The sequence below is a fragment of the Paraburkholderia sp. UCT31 genome (genome assembly GCF_014397655.1).
Classification (GTDB): domain Bacteria; phylum Pseudomonadota; class Gammaproteobacteria; order Burkholderiales; family Burkholderiaceae; genus Paraburkholderia; species Paraburkholderia tuberum.
In genome coordinates, this window is record NZ_VZQP01000008.1 from 174,568 (window position 1) to 190,683 (window position 16,116).

A 16,116-nucleotide genomic window follows, 5' to 3' on the forward strand; every position below is an offset into this window, starting at 1 on the left:
TGGTCTGCCGGAATGTTAGCGTATGAGCCCGCGCGAGCGCGGGAAACTGAAAGCCGAAAGGTTAATGCGAGGCGGTGCGCAGGTGTGTTACTTGCGGTGACGCGCTGGTTACGCGTTGTTACCGGCGGCGCGAGGGGCTGCGGGTTCGCGGTGGTTCAGATGGCTAGACGAAGCGAAACTGTGTGCCGAAAAGCGCGCTGCGAATCGGTGCACCTTCAGAGCCGCGATTCCGTGGATTGGGTCTGCTGGCGTTGACGCAGACACGCGAGCTTGCCAGCCGAGGCCCGGCACGACGCACCGCCAGGCGCGAGGCAAGCGTTACCGCTGTTGGCCGTCGCGGGGACGACGTTTCCCGCCTTTATCACGAAGCTTTCCTTCGGCAGCACGATCTCGCTGGATTCCTCGCCCACAACGCTGCCTTTCCTCGCCCGCTTCGTCCCCCTTCGATGCTCGGCCCACGCGAGCAACGCGACACCCACCGACCCACCCGGCAGCACGAACAGTCCCGCAAACAGCGCGAGCTTCCACCAGCGGTGTCGGCCCTGGAAGGTATGGAGTGCGGAATCGGTCAGTGAGCGGCTGAGGCCGCCAAGCGTGTTTTTGAGGTACAGCATCGGGGAAATCCTTTGGCGCGCGTCGCGAGGCGGGCGGCGTGCGGTCGATCGGTCAGAACATGGTCTCGAATGGCGCAGGACGCGCGAAACTCATTGCTTGTCATAATATTGACCATGCAATCAAATTTCAAGATACTGTGCGGCGCAATTGATTCGACTGTTGTATTTCGGTTGGCCCCGTTGCGCACCGCAAAATGCGATTTGACTTGTCTGCTTAGGCAGCTAAACTTCGTCTTGCCTGGATGTTGCGGATACCCCATGACTGATGGCCCCTACAAAGCGGACGAGGTCGAGCTCACGAGCAGTCTCGGCTACTACCTGACGAAAGCGCGCAACGTGCTGGTCGAGCGCACGGACCGTGCGGTCAAGCCGCTCGGGCTCACCGCGCAGCAGATCGGCGTGATTCTGATGCTGTCGTCGCGGCGCGCGAGCACGCCATTCGAGCTGTCGCGCGCGATGTCGTACGACAGCGGCTCGATGACGCGTCTGCTCGACCGGCTGGAAAAGAAGGGCTTCGTCGTGCGCACCCGCAGCAGCGACGACCGACGTATGGTGAAACTCGAGCTGACGCAGCAGGGCCACGAGGCCGCGCGCCAGTTGCCGAACCTCGGCGCAACTGTGCTGAACGACCAGTTGCGCGGTTTTACCGCGGAGGAGCACGCGACGCTGATTCACCTGCTCGCCCGTTTCATCGCAAACGGTCCCGAGGGAGACGCCGACGTGGGTTGCGGACCGGCGCCACCGCCGGACAAGCCGCCGGGATGAGCCGAAGCATGCGTCAAACAACGGTCGTCGTCGGATGGCGGCGGCGCGTCATCACGAAGTACTAGCAGGACAATCACGAGGCGCTTTTCCAAGGCGTCATTGTCATCAGATATCTGTCTGGGCAGAGGGTGATGCGGCATGCAAGCATGGTATCTGAAACACGCGATAAGGCTGCCGCGACAAGCTTTCGCCGCCTGAGGAGAACAAACCTATGGATGCCACGGCTTCCAACGCCACGCTGCCCGCACCAGAACTTGCCCCGCTCCAGGGCGGCACGCTCGCGCTGCTGACCGTCGGCCTTGCGCTCGGCACCTTCATGGAGGTGCTCGACACCTCGATCGCGAACGTCGCGGTGCCGACCATTTCCGGCAGCCTCGGCGTCGCCGCAAGCCAGGGCACCTGGGTGATCTCGTCATACTCGGTCGCCTCGGCGATCGCCGTGCCGCTGACCGGCTGGCTCGCGCGACGCGTCGGCGAGGTACGACTCTTCACGCTGTCCGTGCTGCTGTTTACGATCGCGTCGGCGGCCTGCGGTTTCGCGCACAACTTCGAATCGCTGATCGCCTTCCGGCTCGTGCAAGGGCTCGTGTCCGGGCCGATGGTGCCGCTGTCGCAGACGATCCTGATGCGCTCCTACCCGCCCGCCAAACGTGGACTCGCGCTCGGCTTATGGGCGATGACCGTGATCTGCGCGCCGATCTTCGGCCCGGTGATGGGCGGCTACATCACCGATAACTTCACGTGGCCGTGGATCTTCTACATCAACGTGCCGATCGGCCTGTTCTCGGCGTTCTGCGCGTATCTGCTGCTGCGTGGCCGCGAGACGCAGACGACGCGCCAGCGCATCGACGCGGTGGGCCTCGTGCTGCTCGTGACCGGCGTGTCGTGTCTGCAGATGATGCTCGACCTCGGCAAGGACCGCGACTGGTTCAACTCGACGTTCATCGTGGCGCTCGCCGTGATCGCGCTCGTGTCGATTGCGTTCCTGCTCGTGTGGGAGTTGACCGAGAAGGAGCCGATCGTCGACCTGTCGCTGTTCAAGGATCGCAACTTCGCGCTCGGCGTCGTGATCGTCTCGTTCGGCTTCATGGCGTTCTTCGGCTCGGTGGTGATCTTCCCGCTATGGCTGCAAACGGTGATGGGCTATACGGCCGGCCTCGCGGGTCTCGCCACGGCACCGGTCGGATTGCTCGCGCTGTTTCTGTCGCCGATGATCGGCAAGAACATGCATCGGCTCAATCTGCGCATGGTCGCGAGCTTCGCGTTCGTCGTGTTCGCGATCGTATCGTTCTGGAACTCGACGTTCACGCTCGACGTGCCGTTCGGCCACGTGATCCTGCCGCGGCTCGTGCAGGGGATCGGCGTCGCCTGCTTCTTCGTGCCGATGACGACGATCACGCTGTCGAGCGTGTCCGACGAGCGTCTTGCAAGCGCGTCGGGTTTGTCGAACTTTTTCCGCACGTTGTCGGGCGCGATCGGCACCGCGATCAGCACGACGTTCTGGGAAAACGACACGATCTATCACCACGCGATGCTTGCAGATACGGTCAGCACGTATTCGGCGAACACCAACGCCTATACGAATGCGCTGGCGGGCGCCGGGCTCTCCGGCGACAGCCTGACCGCGCAGCTGAACCAGGTGGTGACGAGTCAGGCGTACATGATGGCCACCAACGACTTCTTCCGCATCTCGGGCGCGGCGTTTATCGTGCTGGCGGTGCTCGTGTGGATCACGAAGCCGCGCAAAGGCACCGGACCTTCATTAGGACACTGAAGCAAACGCGCGGCGGCGGCGAACGCATCGCCGCTGCGGCCACCGCTCGATCTATTGCGACATCACCTCGCCATTCGGCAGCCTGGTCGTGTTACGGGGCATCGTCTCCGGATGCGTCGCATCGGGCGCGTTCTGCGATGGCGTCGCGCTGCCTTGCGGCGCGCTGGCGGCTGTGCCCGTGGTGCCTCTCACATACTGCTTGAAATCCGCACCGGCTTCCCACGGATTCGGCTTGCAGCCGAGCGAGCTGTCGCAATGCGCCGAAAAGCCGATCGTGGTGGTGCCATCGGGACCTGCGGCGCGCGTGATCTGAAACGCGAGCGCGCGCTTGCCGCCGTCCGGGCCGGCGGTCTGGATCAGCGAGTCGTTAGCGGTCTCGATCTTGTACTTCGAATGACTCGCGACCCACGTTTGCGCCCGTTGCCACCAGAGGTCGCATTCGGCCTTGTTCGAACACGTCAACGGCCTGGTCGCGATCTGCATGACATCGGGATCGACCTGACCCTGGGTCGAGCATGCCGTCGCCGCCACGAGACACAGCGCGGCCAACAGAGCTTTGTTCCTCACGTCGATACCTCCCCTGTGGAGCATGTCATAAGAGTTTGGACTACCCCATCGAAGCGGTGTTTCACCCAGATCAGAGAATCGCGACATCGCGCGGAGTATTTGCCGATTCCGCGGACGCCTGAAGAGCGCAATCCGTAGAGGTTACCTGCGCGTTGCTCGGGGCAAAGAAAAAGCGGCCACGTGGGCCGCTTGAAGCACTTCCGGGATGCTGTGGTCCGAACGCTCAGACGCTGAAGCGATTGAGCGTATAGGCCCGATACGCAGCGACGAACGCATCGAACGAACCAACCTCGTCGCGTTCGAGCTTCGCCTGTTCGTCGAGCGATCGCACCGCGAGGTCGGCAAACGCCTTGGACTGCGCGGCATCGAGCGGACGCGCACGGAAGTACGCGGCGTGCGCTTCGCTTTGCGCGAGGCCGAACGCGAGGAAGCTTTGCTGCTGGTCGCGCATCGTTTGCAGCACGCGCGCCGATGGCGTCAGCGACACGTCCGCGAGCTTCGCGCGTTGCGCGGCGACCGCGCGCGCGTGTTCGTCACCGCCCTTCAGGCTGTCGAGCACGGCCGCCGCGGCGTCGATTTTCACGAGCAGTTCGTCGGCCCAATCGATCATCGCGACCGGCTTGCCGTCGCGAACCAGTTCGAGGCCTGGCTTGCGGCCTTCCATCGTCACGCGGCCGAAGTTCTGGTTCGCTTCGGTGTACGCGGGCGGAGGCAGGGACGCGCTGTCGTCGAGCGCGCACACGAGCAGGTACGCGTCGAGAAAGCGCGACGTTTCGAGCGAAATGCCGGCCGGCTCGAACGGATCGATGTCCATGCAACGCACTTCGACGTATTGCACGCCGCGCGCGGCGAGCGCATGCAACGGCCGCTCACCCGGATACGTGACGCGCTTCGGACGAATCGTCGAATAGAACTCGTTTTCGATCTGCAGCACGTTGGTGTTGATCTGCACCCACTCGCCGTCGCGTTGCGTGCCGATCTGCTCGTAGGCGGGATACGGCTGGCTCACGGCTTTCGCGAGCGCGTCGAGATAGCCGGGCAGCGTGTCGTAGTCGGCGTGCAGCGCGGCTTGCGCGGTCGTGTTCGAATAGCCGAGATCGCTCATGCGCAGGCTGGTCGCGTACGGGCGGTACAGCGTGTCGGCGTCGAACGTCTCGAGCGTGTGTTTGCGATCGCGGAGAAAGCGCCGATCGAGCGCCGGCGACGCGCCGAACAGATACATCAGCAGCCAGTTCGTGCGGCGGAAATTGCGGATCAGCGCGAGGTAGCGGTCGGACTGGAAGTCGACGGCGTTCGCGGTGGATTGCTGATCGGCGTGCAGCAGGCGCCACACGTCTTCGCTCAGCGAATAGTTGTAGTGGATGCCCGCGATGCACTGCATCGTGCGGCCATAGCGCAGCGCGAGGCCGACGCGGTACACGTACTTCAGCTTGCCGATGTTCGAGGTGCCGTAGTGCGCGATCGGAATGCCATCGTCGGTGGCGGGCAACAGTCCCGGCATCGAGTTGTTCCACAGGATCTCGTCGCCGAGCTCCGCGTAGACGAAACGATGCAGCACGTCGAGTTGCGCGAGGGTTTCGGCGGCGTCCTGCTCAGCCGGCGTGATCAGCTCGAGCAGCGCCTCGGAGTAGTCGGTCGTCAGCGACGGGTGCGTGAGCGCCGAGCCGAGCGCGCGCGGATGCGGCGTCATCGCGAGCTGGCCGTTGCGCGTCACGCGCAGGCTTTCCCTTTCGATGCCGCGCAGGCCGCGTATCAGCACATCGCGCTGCGGGCTCGAGTCGAGCACGGACAGGCGGTGCGAAAGCGCGTCGGTCGTGCAGGAAGGTGTGGTGTTTGGCATTGATGCAAGTCGGGCGTTGCCGGTCGCCGTGTATCGCCGGACGATCCACAGACGGTATAGCGGCTGACAACGTTCGGCGGAATTTTCAGTAGCGGGCACTTTAACATCTCGCCAGAACCGCTGCTTGCGGCCGCTTCGGCGGAGTTTCAGCGGGCACTTGAGGTCGCGCTGAACTACGCCATCGGCATCGGCATCGGCATCGGCACGTCGCGACGACGCTCACGCTCAGCTCATCCCCCGCGCGCAGCGCCCGCCCGATCCGCCACCTCGTTCCACAGATGCATCGCGGCATACGCGCGATACGGCCGCCACGCGTCGGTGCGGCTGCGCTGTTGCGCGGGCCGTACGAGCGAAGGATCGCGCGCGCAGATCGATTGCATCAGCACGAGATCCGCCTCGGGCCATGCATCGGGATCGCGCCATGCACGCATCGCGACGTATTCGACGGTCCATGGGCCGATGCCCGCGAGCGCGAGCAATGCGGCGCGCAGGCTCGCGGCGTCGACGGTGTCGCTGCTGTCGAGCGGCACGTCGCCGCTCGCGACCGCGCGCGCGAAGCCCTGCAACGCGGCGACGCGTTTGCCCGGCATGCCGATCTGCGCGAGATCGACTTCGGCGAGCGCGGCCGGCGTCGGAAAACGCCACGCGGTGTTTTCGTGCGGATGCCCGTCGATGCGTTCGCCCGCTCGCTGCACGAGCCGTCCGATGATGGTCGTCGCGGCCTTCACGCTGACCTGCTGACCGACGATCGCGCGCACCACCAGTTCGAAGCCGGACCACGCGCCCGGCACGCGCAGGCCGGGCACCGTGGCGACGAGCGGCGCGAGCCACGGGTCCGCCGCGAGTCCGGCGGCGATCTTCTTTGGATCGGCGCGCAGATCGAACATTCTTGCGATTGGCGCGGCGAGTGCATCGGCGTGGCGGCTCGCCGGCCCTTCGATGCTCGCGACGATGCAGCGCTTGCGCGGATGCAGCCGCACGCTGAGTGTGCCGCCGTCGCCGTTCCAGTCGATCGCGCGACGATACGCGCCGTCCTCGACGGCTTCGACGCCAGGCGTCGCGCGGCCGCTGAAAAAGCGCAGCAGCCGCGGCCAGTCGAACGGTGCCTTGAACGGTAATTCGAGAGTTGCAACCTCGTGAAGCGTGCTCAAGCGGCGTGATCCAGTTGGGAGTTGTGGGAGTCGGCATCTGTGCGGCTTGCGTCGCGGCGGGGCGCGTCGCTGGCTGAAACGCCGCCTGCGTGCTGCGCCTCATTGTCGAGCAACGCGGCCTTGCGCGGCAGCCCCCAGCGATAGCCGGCGAGCGCCCCGCCCTTCTGCACGACGCGATGGCAAGGAATCGCGAGCGCGACCGGGTTGGTCGCGCATGCGCTCGCGACGGCGCGCACCGCCCGCGGCGAGCCGACCGCCTCGGCGATCTGCGAATAGCTGCGTGTCTCGCCGTACGGGATTCGCCGCAGCGCATCCCATACGCGCTGCTTGAATGCGGTCGACGCGATATCGAGCGGCAACTCGAAGTCGTGGCGCGTGCCGCGCAGATACGCGTCGATCTGTGCGATGAACGGCGCGAGCCGGCCGGCGTCTTCGCGCAGCTCGGCATTCGCGAACTCGCCGCGCAATTCGTCGATCAGCAGTGTGGTGTCGTCGCCGAAACCGATCTTGCAGATGCCCTTGTCAGTCGCGGCGACCAGCACGAAGCCGAGCGAGGTCGGCGCGCTCGCATAGCCCACCGTCAGGCCCGCGCCCTTGCGGCGATACGCGGACGGCGCCATGCCGAGCTCGGCCGGCGCGCTGTCGTACATTCGCGACGGCGAGCCGAAACCGGCGTCGAGCGTCGCGCGCGTAACGTCGGCGCCGCCCTGCAGCGCATCGCGCAACGCGGCGCCGCGCTGCGCGGCCTGGTACTGACGCGGCGAGACGCCGACCACGCGCTTGAACAGGCGCTGCAAATGGAACGGGCTCACGTGCACGGCATCGCTCAGTTGCGCGAGCGTGAGGCGCTGCTGCGGGTCGGCGTCGAGCGCGGCGCACGCCCTGGCGACGATGTCGAGCTCGCGCGGCAGACCGCCGGGCTGGCAGCGCTTGCAATCGCGAAAGCCCGCGGCGCGCGCGGCGGCGGCATCGGTGAAGAAAGCGACGTTTTCGCGGCGCGGCTGGCGCGACGCGCACGACGGCCGGCAGAACACGCCGGTCGTCCTGACCGCGTAGAAGAATGCGCCGTCGGCATCGCGGTCGCGGTGGGTGACGGCGTCCCAGCGTTCGTCGTCGGTGCGCCACTGGGTGGTGTCGACGTCGGCGGCGGCGCCCAGGGGGGCGGAATGGCGAGTGGTGGCGTTCATGATGTCCTGGGGCCCGGATGGGCAGGCAGTGTCGATGCTCATCAATCTAGGCCCGAACGCTACACAGTACGCGCCGGATCTTGCTCTGTCATTCGGACGCGCTTGTCCGTACCCGTAGTGGGGTCAAACCCGGCAAAATCGCAATCCGAAGCGCCTTGGAATGCCCTGCGGCCGGACGTTTTGCCTCAAAGTGCGGCAATTTCGCACGATATCGGGTTTTCCCTTAAAAAGTTATTGCGTCGCACCAAGCCGATGTGTATATTAGTGCTTGTCTCCTCCATGTCTCCTCCTGATATGGATTCAGCCCGCTCCACTTGAGCGGGCTTTTTTTGCCTGCGTTTTCTGTCCGCGCCTGGACCGCATTTGGTCCGGTTCGCCCACGACTTCCCGCCGATCCACTCCGCCCTTTCCTTTCTCCTACACTTCCTAATCGGTTCTCCGAACTAGCGAAAGGGCGTTCGACATGAAAATCCACATTCGCGAGATCGACCACGTCGTGATCCGGGCGACGCACGTCGAAACCCTCGCGCGCTTTTACTGCGACGTACTCGGTTGCAGCGTTGAAAAGGAGCAGCGCGAACTCGGCCTCACGCAACTGCGCGCGGGCCGATCACTGATCGATCTGCTGCAGGTCGGCGCGAAGCTCGATCGCGCGGAAAACGGCGCGGCGGGCACGGGGCGCAACATGGACCACCTGTGTCTGCGCGTCGAGTCGTTCGACGCCGACGCGCTGAAGGCGCATCTGAGCGCGCATGGCGCGCGGCTCGGCGAACAGGGAGTGCGTTATGGCGCGGACGGATTCGGGCCGTCGCTGTATCTGTTCGACCCGGAGGGCAATATGGTCGAACTGAAGGGGCCGCCGGAAGCGGCGCGGGTCACGTCGCTCTGAAGGCGAGAACGATGCGGCGCAAAAACTGGTTCAGACCTGAGCCGTCACGCATCGGCGGGCGCCTTCAGTACGGTCCAGTCGATCTTCACCGCATCGGCTTCGGCGCTGCCGAGCCATGCTTCGCCGTCCTGCACCGTGCATTGCAGCCGCATCGTGCGTTCGGCAAGCGAGCCGAGCGATGCCGCGACGTCTTCGCCGAGCGTCCAGACCGTCACGTTGCGCAGGCGCTCGACCTTGTTGCGCACGCCCTGCCACCAGATTTCCGAAGTACGCCCGCCATACGCGATCACGACCACGTGATTCGCCCGCCCGCTCGCCTTGGCGATGCGGCGCTCATCGGGCTGGCCGACCTCGATCCACGTGTCGATCGCGCCGGTCAGATCCTTCGCCCACAGATCCGGTTCGTCGACATCCGACAAACCTTTGCAGAACTCCAGCCGTTCCTGCGCGAACAGCGCGAACGCGGCCACGCGGACCATCATCCGTTCGTCGGTTTCGGAGGGGTGACGGGCGATCGTCAGCGAATGGTCGGCGTAATAGTGCCGGTCCATGTCAGCGATCTGCAGTTCCGCCTTGTATATCGTCGATTTGAGAGCCATGCCGTTGCTAAACCAGGCGCTCGCTCCACCGGAGCGCAGCGAAAATGAATCGTCGACGGCGCGTTGCCGTTTCTTGTGTTTGCTGTACATCGTATGTCCCTCCCGCGCCGTCAGCCGATGCCTATGACACAGAAGGAAGCATTTACCGGGCCACCGCGGGTTCCGTGGCCGTGCCGTACACGTCGCGAGCCGCATCTCGCAGCGCGTCGAGCACGACGGCGGCCGCCGGCGACAACAGATGCGACTGGCGCGTGATGATACCGAATGTATCCATCCTGCAAGGCAAATCGATCGGGACGCGCTTCAATACCCCGTACTGTTGGTACTGACGCGCCACTTCATCGGGCAATACCGCCAACATGTCGCTTTGCAGCAGCAGGCTCGAAATCGCGAGGAAGTTGTTCGTATTGACGACGTTCTGCGGCGGATTCAGGCCGATCTGCGAAAACATCAGATCGAAGCGATGGCGCAGCACGCTGCCCGGCGGATGCAGCACCCAGCTCGCGTTGACGATACCGCGCAGCGTCAATCCCGTTTCATTTTCGAGCGGATGGCCGGGACGCGCGACCACGCACAGCGGTTCGTCGGCGAGCGGTTCGTAGCGCACGTCGGTCTTGAACTGGTTCTGCCGTTCGAGCACGCGGCCGATCATGATGTCGAGATCGCCTTCGGCGAGCCGCGGCAGCATCACGTCGGAGGTCTCGACCTCGGCCCAGATCTGCAGCTGCGGATAACGCTCCTTCACGCTCGCGATCGCGCGCGGCACCATCGTCGCGGCGGCCGCGGCGATCACGCCGATACGCACCTGACCCGCGAGCCCCGAGCGCAGCGCCGAGATTTCGTCGTGCGCCTGGCTCAGGTTCGACAGCACCATGCGCGCGTGGCGGATCATCACCTCGCCGTACAGCGTCGCGTGCATGCCGTGCGGCGTGCGGTCGAACAGGCTCACGCCGAGCATGTCCTCGAGCTCTTTCAACAGGCGCGACGCGGCCGGCTGCGTCATGCCGAGCACGTCGGCCGCGCGGCGCACGTTGCCCTCCTCCTCCATCGCGGCAAGCAGCAGCAACTGGCGCGTCTTTAGCCGCGCGCGCACGAACCAGTTCGAATAGCTACGCGTCATCGCAGGGTCTCCTGGGTTTTTACGAGCGATGTTTGTACGTTCTTCCTCCGAAGCTCCATGATGCCATACCGAAACTGATATCGGAGAAGCCTAAAAAGGGATTGGAAAGTTATTGGGCCGGCTCATACCATTCGTGGACTTTGTGAACTTACGGTGCGCCTTTTTTCGCCGATGAACCGCGATCCGCTCGTCCCCCTCGTTGCCAGCCCGTTTCGCCATTACATCAATGGCGGATGGGAGACCGGCGCGACCACGGGCGTGTCGCTCAATCCGTCGGATCTCGACGAGCCGGTCGGCGAATACGTGCGCGCCGACGTGCGGCAGACCGACAGCGCGATCGAGGCCGCGCACGCGGCGTTTCGCGACTGGTCGCTCGCCTCCGCACAGCGCCGCGCCGACGCGCTCGACGCGATCGGCAGCGAAATGCTCGCGCGCCGCGAGGAACTGGCCCGGCTGCTCGCGCGTGAAGTCGGCAAGGTGCTGCCCGAGGCGCTCGCGGAAGCGACGCGCGCAGGGCAACTGTTCAAGCTGTTCGCGGCCGAGGCGCTGCGCGCGTTCGTCGAGCCGCTCGCGTCGGCGCGTGCCGGCGTCGAAATCGACATGACGCGCGAGCCGCTCGGGGTGGTCGGCATCATCGCGCCGTGGAGCGCGCCGCTCGCGATCGCCGCGGCGAAGATCGGCGCCGCGCTCGCGCACGGCAACTGCGTCGTCTACAAGCCGGCCGAATCGGCGCCGGCCTGCGCGGCGGCGCTCGCGTCGATCGTCAGTCGCGCGGGCTTGCCGGCCGGCGTGTTCAACCTCGTGATGGGCAGCGGACGCAAGGTCGGTGCGCGCATCGTCGCACATCCGCTCGTCGCGGCGATCAGCTTCACCGGTTCGTCCGACACCGGCACGCGCGTGCTGCAGGCCGCCGCGACGCGCCAGGCGCGCGTGCAGCTCGAGATGGGTGGCAAGAATCCGTTCGTCGTGCTGGCCGACGCCGATCTCGACGGCGCGGTCGACGCGGCGCTCACCGGTGCCTTCAGCGCGACCGGCCAGCGCAGCACGGCTGCCGCGCGGCTGATCGTCGAACGCGCGGTGTTCGCGCCGTTTGTCGACGCGTTGCAGGCAAAGCTCGCGAAACTCACCGTCGATCACGCGTTGAAGCACGGCACCGATATCGGCCCGGTGGCGAACGCCGCGCAGCTCGAACGCAATCTCGACTACGTGCGCGTCGGCGAGCAGGAAGGCGCGCAGTTGCTGCGCGGCGGGCGGCAACTGGAGCGCGCGACGCGCGGCTATTTTTTCGAGCCGGCGCTGTTTATCGGCGAATCGGAGCATCGCATCGCGCGTGAAGAGATTTTCGGGCCGCTCGCGGTCGTGCTGCGCGCGGACGATTACGAACACGCGCTACATCTCGCGAACGACACCGCCTACGGACTGTGCGCCGGCATCTGCACGCGCTCGCTCGAACGCGCGCGGCATTTTCGCCGCCACGTGCAGAGCGGTCTCGTCACGATCAATCTGCCGACTACGGCCGTCGAGCATCATGGACCCGGCGGCGGGCGCAAGGCGTCGGCCTATGGTGCGAGCGATGCCGCGTTCTGGACCGCCGTGAAAACGGCGTACCTGGCGAGCTAGAAGCAATGAGCCGCGCCACCGTTTTCACCGCGACTTGCGCGAACCGCCCGGCGTGCCACGCGCAGATCCGCCCCGATTCGCGCGACGGCTGACGCCGCCCGCGTTACCCCGCTGCAACTACACGACATCAATGCAGCTTTTCACCCTCAGGAGACAGTAGATGACCAGCAAGCTTCGCCGTTTGACCCTGACCGCGATGGCCGCCGCCGCCCTCGCCGCCCCGTTCGCCGCACAACTGTCCGCCCACGCGGATGAGCCGCTCAAAGTCGGCTTCCTCGTGAAGATGCCCGAACAGGCGTGGTTCATCAACGAACAGAAAGCCGCGAGCGCGCTCGGCAAGAAGGACGGCTTCTCGGTCGTCAACATCGGCACGCCCGACGGCGAAAAAGTGCTGGCCGCGATCGACAACCTCGGCGCGCAAGGCGCGAAGGGCTTCGTGATCTGCGCGCCCGACGTGCGTCTCGGACCGGCGATTCAGGCGCGCGCGAAGCGCTACAACATGAAGTTCGTGACCGTCGACGACCAGCTGGTCGATTCGACCGGCAAGCCGCTGGCGAACGTGCCGCACCTCGGCATGTCGGCCTTCAAGATCGGCAACCAGGTGGGCCAGGCGATCACCGACGAAATGAAGCGCCGCGGCTGGAAGCCTGAGGAAGTCGGCGCGCTGCGTATCGCGGACTATGAGCTGCCGACCGCGAAGCTGCGCACCGACGGCGCGACGCAGTCGCTGCTCGCCGGCGGCTTCAAGAAGGAAAACGTCTTCGACGCGCCGCAGAAAACCACCGACGACGAAGGCGGCTTCAACGCGGTATCGCCGGTGCTCGCGCAGCATCCGAACATCAAGAAGTGGGTGATCTTCGCGCTCAACGAGGAAAGCGTGCTCGGCGGCGTGCGCGCGACCGAACAGCTGCATATTCCGGCCGCGGACGTGATCGGCGTCGGCATCAACGGCGCGGGCGAGGCGTTCGCCGAGTTCCAGAAGAAGGAACCGACGGGCTTCTACGGCACGATTGCGGTCAGCTCGACGAACCACGGCAAGGAAAGCACCGAGAACCTCATCGAGTGGATCAAGGACGGCAAGCAGCCGCCCGCCGACACGCAAACCACCGGCAAGCTGATGGTGCGCGGCAACTGGCAGGACGTGCGCAAGGAACTGGGTATTTGAGCGAGGTTCTCGCAGCAGTCGGCGGGCCGCCTCGTGCCTCGCGTTTAGCGCGAGCGCGGCCCGCTCAGGTTTCCTCCGTTCGAGGTTTTTTTCGATGACGTCCTTATTCACCGGGTCTCATGCCAGCGAGGCGGCGCTCGCGCCCTCGCCTGCATCGACGCCCGCATCCGACGCCCCCTATCTCCGGCTCGACGGCATCACCGTGCGCTTTCCGGGCGTGCTCGCGCTCGACCAGGTCTCGCTAGAAGTGCGCCGCGGCGAGGTGCACGGCCTGATGGGCGAAAACGGCGCCGGCAAATCGACGCTGCTGAAGGTGCTGTCCGGCGTCAATCATCCTGTCTCGGGCACGTTGTCGCTCGACGGCGTCGAGCAGCAGTTCGCGACGACCAAGGCGGCGATCGCCGCGGGCATTGCGATCATCTATCAGGAACTGCATCTGGTGCCGGAGCTGACGGTCGCCGAGAATCTGATGCTCGGCGCCCTGCCGAATCGCTTCGGCGTACTGGACGAAAAGGCTTTGGTCGCGCGTGCGATGCGCGAGCTCGAACGGCTCGGCGAAAAGCTCGATCCGTCGCAGCAGGTCAAGCATCTGTCGATCGGTCAGCGGCAGATGATCGAAATCGGCAAGGCGCTGATGCGCGACGCGCGCGTGATCGCGTTCGACGAACCGACCAGCTCGCTGTCGTCGCGCGAAACCACGCAACTGTTCCGCATCATCCGCGCGCTGAAGGCCGAAGGCCGCGCGATCATCTACGTCACGCACCGGATGGATGAAGTCTACGAACTGTGCGATCGCGTCACCGTGTTTCGCGACGGCCGCCGCATCGACACCTTCGAGGCCGGCGCGGGACTCGACCGCGATCGGCTGATCAGCTGCATGGTGGGGCGCTCGATCACCGATGTCTACGGCTATCGCACGCGCGAGCACGGCGACGTGCAGCTTCAGGTCGACGGCCTGATGGGACCGGGCCTGCGCGAACCGGCATCGTTTTCGGCGCGCAAGGGCGAGATCGTCGGCTTCTTCGGGCTCGTCGGCGCGGGCCGCTCCGAGCTGATGAAGCTGATCTACGGCGCGGTCAAGCCGAGCGCCGGCGAGGTCGCGCTGAAGGGCAAGCGCGTGCAGTTCGCCACGCCGCGCGACGCGGTGCGCGCCGGTGTCGCGCTGTGTCCCGAGGATCGCAAGCAGGAAGGCATCGTCTCGATCGCGTCGGTGTCGGACAACCTGAACATCAGCTGCCGCCGCCACTTCAGCCGCTTCAACGTGCTCAACGGCCGCAAGGAAGCGCAGACCACGCGTGAATTCATCGGCAAGCTCGCGATCAAGACGCGCAACGGCGACACGCCGATCGGCACGCTGTCCGGCGGCAATCAGCAGAAGGTGATCCTGTCGCGCTGGCTCGCCGAAGAGATCGACGTGTTCCTGATGGACGAGCCGACGCGCGGCATCGACGTCGGGGCGCGCAGCGAGATCTATGGGCTGCTGTATGGGCTCGCCGAGGCGGGCCGCACGGTCATCGTCGTGTCGAGCGATCTCGCCGAGGTGATCGGCGTGACCGATCGCGTGATCGTGATGAAGGAAGGCCGCATCGTCGGCGATCTGCCGAAGGCGCAGGCCACGCCGGATGCGCTGATCAAGCTGGCATTGCCGCGCTGATCGCCCAACGGATCGCGCCACCAGACCCCTTACCGAATACCGCAACGAAAACGGCATTGAATGGAACAGACATCATGAATACACCTTCCACCGATTCCTCGACCCCCGCCGTCGCCTCCGTGGGCTTGACCGCGCGCGCCGCGCGCACCTGGGACCTGATCAACAAATCCGGCATCGTGATGGTGTTCGTCATCCTGTTCGCGGTGCTGTCGCTCACGGTCCCAGACTTTCTGAGCACGCGCAATATCCAGGGCCTGCTGCTGTCGGTCACGCTGATCGGCTCGATCTCCGTCACGATGATGTTCGTGCTCGCGCTCGGCGAGGTGGACCTGTCGGTGGCGTCGATCGTCGCGTTTTCGGGCGTGGTGGCTTCCGTGCTGATCACCGCGACGCACAGCGTGTTAGTCGGCATCACGGCCGGCGTGCTCGCGGGCGGCGCGGTCGGGCTCGTCAACGGCACGCTGGTCGCGCGCTACAAGATCAACTCGCTGATCGTCACGCTCGCGATGATGGAGGTCGTGCGCGGCCTCGCCTACATCACCTCGAACGGCGACGCGGTGATGATCTCCGAGGAGCGCTTTTTCGACCTCGGCGGCGGCTCGTTCCTCGGCATTTCTTATCCGATCTGGAGCAACATCGTCGGCTTCGTTCTGTTCGGCTTCCTGCTGAAAAAGACCGTGTTCGGCAAGAACGTGCTGGCCGTCGGCGGCAATAGCGAAGCGGCTGTGCTCGCGGGGCTGCCCGTCACGCGGATCAAGATCACCGTGTTCGTGCTGCAAGGCCTCGTGACCGGCTTCGCGGGCGTGATGCTCGCGTCGCGCATGAGCCTCGGCGATCCGAAGACGTCGGTCGGGCTCGAGCTCGGCGTGATTTCCGCGTGCGTGCTTGGAGGTGTGTCGCTGACGGGCGGTGTTGCGACGATCTCCGGCGTGCTGGTCGGCGTGCTGATCATGGGCTCCGTGCAGGACGCCATGAGCCTGCTGAACGTGCCAACGTTCTATCAGTATCTGATTCGCGGCGGCATCCTGCTGCTCGCGGTTCTGTTCGACCAGTTCCGCCGCAGCAAGCGCGTGCACTGACGCGCCGTCGCTCGTGGCCGGTTTCCTGCGCTTTGCGAGAAGGCGTACTGCCGATGCGGGTCGATAAAACCCGCATCGGCTTTTTTATTGCA

The 16,116-nt window shown here is 65.4% G+C and carries 14 protein-coding genes; 7 read left to right on the plus strand and 7 right to left on the minus strand.

The window, feature by feature from the left end; genetic code table 11:
* Positions 1-215 precede the first annotated feature (215 nt).
* Positions 216-614 (minus strand): hypothetical protein, encoded by a 399-nt coding sequence (locus F6X40_RS08885; RefSeq protein ID WP_187627466.1) that lies wholly within the window; start codon positions 612-614, stop codon positions 216-218.
* A gap of 258 nt (positions 615-872) precedes the next feature.
* Here F6X40_RS08885 and F6X40_RS08890 point away from each other — a divergent pair, with 258 nt between their 5' ends.
* Positions 873-1,379, plus strand: a complete 507-nt coding sequence (locus F6X40_RS08890) for a MarR family winged helix-turn-helix transcriptional regulator (RefSeq protein ID WP_187627467.1) — start codon at positions 873-875, stop codon at positions 1,377-1,379.
* Between the two features lie 211 nt (positions 1,380-1,590).
* Complete coding sequence (locus F6X40_RS08895) at positions 1,591-3,153, plus strand: DHA2 family efflux MFS transporter permease subunit (protein ID WP_187627468.1); 1,563 nt, start codon at positions 1,591-1,593, stop codon at positions 3,151-3,153.
* Positions 3,154-3,204: 51 nt separating this feature from the next.
* On the opposite strand, the gene F6X40_RS08900 is transcribed toward F6X40_RS08895, so the two are convergent.
* The 4 genes from F6X40_RS08900 to ada form a co-directional block, all read right to left on the minus strand.
* Entirely contained in the window at positions 3,205-3,720 is a 516-nt protein-coding gene (locus F6X40_RS08900; protein ID WP_311540095.1) for a hypothetical protein, read from the minus strand.
* 223 nt (positions 3,721-3,943) lie between these two features.
* Positions 3,944-5,560: a glutamate--cysteine ligase gene (gene gshA, locus F6X40_RS08905; protein WP_187627469.1), complete on the minus strand. Its 1,617-nt coding sequence runs from the start codon at positions 5,558-5,560 to the stop codon at positions 3,944-3,946.
* A gap of 230 nt (positions 5,561-5,790) precedes the next feature.
* Positions 5,791-6,711, minus strand: a complete 921-nt coding sequence (locus tag F6X40_RS08910; protein ID WP_187627470.1) for a DNA-3-methyladenine glycosylase family protein — start codon at positions 6,709-6,711, stop codon at positions 5,791-5,793.
* A complete protein-coding gene (gene ada / locus F6X40_RS08915) occupies positions 6,708-7,898 on the minus strand; it encodes a bifunctional DNA-binding transcriptional regulator/O6-methylguanine-DNA methyltransferase Ada (RefSeq protein ID WP_262421405.1) in 1,191 nt (396 codons plus the stop codon). Before ada ends, F6X40_RS08910 begins: the two co-directional genes overlap by 4 nt.
* Before the next feature lie 463 nt (positions 7,899-8,361).
* Between ada and F6X40_RS08920 the strand changes: the two genes are divergently transcribed.
* Positions 8,362-8,787, plus strand: a complete 426-nt coding sequence (locus F6X40_RS08920; RefSeq protein WP_090802309.1) for a VOC family protein — start codon at positions 8,362-8,364, stop codon at positions 8,785-8,787.
* Between the two features lie 44 nt (positions 8,788-8,831).
* Here F6X40_RS08920 and F6X40_RS08925 read toward each other — a convergent pair whose 3' ends face one another.
* Positions 8,832-9,386: a YaeQ family protein gene (locus F6X40_RS08925; RefSeq protein WP_026228986.1), complete on the minus strand. Its 555-nt coding sequence runs from the start codon at positions 9,384-9,386 to the stop codon at positions 8,832-8,834.
* A gap of 142 nt (positions 9,387-9,528) precedes the next feature.
* Entirely contained in the window at positions 9,529-10,506 is a 978-nt protein-coding gene (locus F6X40_RS08930) for a LysR family transcriptional regulator (RefSeq protein WP_184036791.1), read from the minus strand.
* Between the two features lie 171 nt (positions 10,507-10,677).
* Here F6X40_RS08930 and F6X40_RS08935 point away from each other — a divergent pair, with 171 nt between their 5' ends.
* From F6X40_RS08935 to araH, 4 genes are all read left to right on the plus strand, one after another.
* Positions 10,678-12,126 carry an aldehyde dehydrogenase family protein gene (locus F6X40_RS08935; protein WP_187627471.1) on the plus strand — a complete coding sequence of 483 codons (1,449 nt, stop codon included), beginning with the start codon at positions 10,678-10,680 and terminating at the stop codon, positions 12,124-12,126.
* 160 nt (positions 12,127-12,286) lie between these two features.
* On the plus strand, positions 12,287-13,291 hold the full coding sequence (locus F6X40_RS08940) for an arabinose ABC transporter substrate-binding protein (protein ID WP_187627472.1): 1,005 nt from the start codon (positions 12,287-12,289) through the stop codon (positions 13,289-13,291).
* Positions 13,292-13,385: 94 nt separating this feature from the next.
* Positions 13,386-14,945 (plus strand): L-arabinose ABC transporter ATP-binding protein AraG, encoded by a 1,560-nt coding sequence (gene araG / locus F6X40_RS08945; RefSeq protein ID WP_187627473.1) that lies wholly within the window; start codon positions 13,386-13,388, stop codon positions 14,943-14,945.
* A 74-nt stretch (positions 14,946-15,019) separates the two neighbouring features.
* Positions 15,020-16,024, plus strand: a complete 1,005-nt coding sequence (gene araH, locus F6X40_RS08950; RefSeq protein ID WP_187615159.1) for an L-arabinose ABC transporter permease AraH — start codon at positions 15,020-15,022, stop codon at positions 16,022-16,024.
* Positions 16,025-16,116: the final 92 nt, after the last annotated feature.